We start from the raw sequence: 2,897 nt of genomic DNA, 5'->3' as shown, positions 1-2,897 counted from the left end.
GCTGTTTTTTTTAAGTTGTTAGTTTCCATACTGCTCTATATTATAATCCCAATAGCAGTAAATTTCCTTGCGAATCCCTCTTTGAAATATTATGTGCTATTAAAAAAGCACTTATCTCAATTTCGTGAGGGGTATTTTGTACATTTTCTAAGAGGTTACTTTTTGTTAGTTTTAAAAGTTCTAATGGCGCATATTTTGTTTTAAAATAATAGGTGGTGATAGGATTGCATCTACTAAAACCACGTTTTACTTCTTTATAAATATGAATCCATTCATTAGAACCTTCAAACTCACAGAAGTTACCGTTAGGTAAGATTGTAAATCCAAAAGGATCTACAATACTTTCCTGATCCATATCAGATGAAATAATGCGTTTAAGATGATCCGATTGTAAAGGGCTTTTTACATAGTATAGCAAAACTTCCATTCTATGTAAAAGATCAAATACTTCAATCTTTTGCATACCCTCAAAATTACGCATGACTTTATATAAAAGTTGTTGTTCTTGTTTCATTTTTGGTATTATTAGATCATAGATCTCCTCTTCCTTTGATTAATATCCAAAGGAGGTATAATTATTTTGTTTGTTGAATTGAAAACACTAACCTATTTGCAAATTTGGTAGGATGTTTTGCGGAAATAGGAGAGGTCTGGCTAACTATCTATATAACCGTTATATTGAACCAGCTACATCATAAAATGTAACTAGTTTTCTAATCTTATTTTCTTACTTACCGCTGCGAAGTCAGAGACATTCGCAGAGCATCACTCTTCGGAGAGCTAGGAGTTACAAATCAATGTAACTGGTCTTCATTTTTATTTCTTACTCTTATCGGCACGAGCCTAGAGCCATCGTGTGAGCACTAGTAAAGCTTTTTTATAATTTTATTCTTAAATATATTATTATACTTGGTTGTGTCTGAAGCTCTACAATTTGAGTAAATCATTTTGCCTTCTTTACGCCAAAATAACTTAGTTTCTTTATCTATACCAAATTGCGCTCCAGCTTTTTCAAACAGCAGCTTATATCTTTCTCTATTACTTGTGTGTGGTATATAATTACCACCACAAAAAAACTCAATAATAACTTTATCCTTAGTAGTGAGTAAAGTGATTTCACCCTCTTCGTAGGTGTGCTTTTGTGTTTTAAGTATTTTAGGTAATTCTAATTCTATTGATGTCGTTTTACAGACAAAAGTTTTCTTTTCTAATACTCCAGTATTACACGAGAATAATAGATTAATGCTTATTACTAATAATAATTTCATACTTTTTTACTTATTATTTGCTCTATAATTTTTTATAGCTTCTTTTTCAGCAGGTTTCATTTGTTTTGGACTAGTGTAAAGTAATATAACAGCACCTGTTTCCTCATCCATACCTCCGGGTTCAATTTGATGCCAGGGAGTTTCTGTACCTCCATGATTCTTAGCTACGTCAAACAAATATGCGTGTACTGTTTCATGAGATGTAGTTTTAGCTTGCTTTTCGTCACTTATAGTATTTGCAACAATAACTTGAGTATTTTCATTAGTGGATACTTCTGAAACATTAGCTGTTATTTCAGTATCATCAGTAGGTAAAGTTATACCTAATGAACCAGCAGAATCACCATTTTGAAAATTCGTTTTTTCTATTTTTCCAGTATCTTTATCAAAAGCTTCGAAATTATCCGAAGTTGAAAACACATAAGTATCTTCTGAATTTGCTAAATGAGCTATTCTTTGCAAATTACCAGATTTAGGATTTGCTTTAGCTCCTTCAGATATTAAATCAGCATCTAATTCTCCATTTTCATCAAACTTAACAAACTTCTGACTCTCTTTTGGTAACTGATTTTTTATATTTTCTTGAGCTTTCGCATCAGCACCGATAACAGTAAAAGGAGCCATTCCGTCAGGGTCAACAAAAACTAAAGGATTATCAAACGCATAATTATACGGAGAGTGTTTACGCATCATTTCGGCAAGTGGGTCAAGATTCATCCATCTACCTAATGCAGGATCATAGTTACGTGCAGTAACATCTATCCAACCAAGACCTAATTCGTCTTGTTCTTCTTTGCCACCAAAACCATACTTATGTTCTGAAATTACAAGCTCATTATACCCTTTATGTTGTAGTCCAAATGGATAATAATTTTTTTCTTGTAAGATTTCCCGTGCATTATCTCCATCTCCATCAACATCTGCATTATTTATAAGAATGTCTATATGTCCATCCTTGTCTTTATCTGAGTATGAGAGTCTGATGTTGTCTAGGTGATCTTTATACTGGTATACATAATCGTATTCACCAGTTCCACTAGGTTCAATATATCCTTCTGGATGGTTAAAGAACGTAAGTTGTCCGTTTTCATACACGTGGTTACCAGCGTATTCAGTTGTTAAAGAACTTCCTCCAGAGACAACTTTCTTTTGTTTTACTCCAGTGGCATCGTAAATATAACTAATATTTCCTGTTCCTTCACTATTAGAAATGGCAACAGTATTAGGTAAGTTTAAATGATTATAACTAATACTAGATATTCCCTTATTACGATCCACAGTCATATTACCGTTCTGATCATAAACAAAATCATCATTAGTATTGGTGCCGTCTTTAAAACCTTCATTTCTATAACTTGATGTGATAGCCTCTCTTACTTTTAAAAGCTTATTGTTACTATAGGTGTAATAGAGTTCATCGATGGTTTTAATAGACCCTCCACCAGGTCTTCCGTTTCTGGTGATTCTTCCGATATTTCCATTTTTGTCATATGCGATCCCCCAAATACTATAAGCATCTCCGCTCATTAAAGTAGAACCTTTTAAGCTATTTGCTCTGGTAATTCTATTTAAATCATCATACTGATAAGAATAAGATCTTTTTACATTATCGTTAGCGGTTTTCCATAT

The 2,897-nt window shown here is 32.8% G+C and carries 3 protein-coding genes; all 3 read right to left on the bottom strand.

What is annotated here, in order from left to right; genetic code table 11:
- Positions 1-40: 40 nt before the first annotated feature.
- Positions 41-514, bottom strand: coding sequence for a hypothetical protein (locus Q0910_RS28455; RefSeq protein WP_299224209.1), 474 nt, complete (start codon positions 512-514; stop codon positions 41-43).
- Between the two features lie 349 nt (positions 515-863).
- Entirely contained in the window at positions 864-1,268 is a 405-nt protein-coding gene (locus tag Q0910_RS28450) for a hypothetical protein (RefSeq protein ID WP_299224206.1), read from the bottom strand.
- A 6-nt stretch (positions 1,269-1,274) separates the two neighbouring features.
- On the bottom strand, positions 1,275-2,897 hold a 1,623-nt coding region (locus Q0910_RS28445), incomplete at its 5' end, for an RHS repeat-associated core domain-containing protein (protein WP_299224203.1).

The sequence above is a fragment of the uncultured Aquimarina sp. genome, from assembly GCF_947495315.1.
Lineage (GTDB): Bacteria > Bacteroidota > Bacteroidia > Flavobacteriales > Flavobacteriaceae > Aquimarina.
This window is presented reverse-complemented; position numbering and strand designations above follow the sequence as displayed.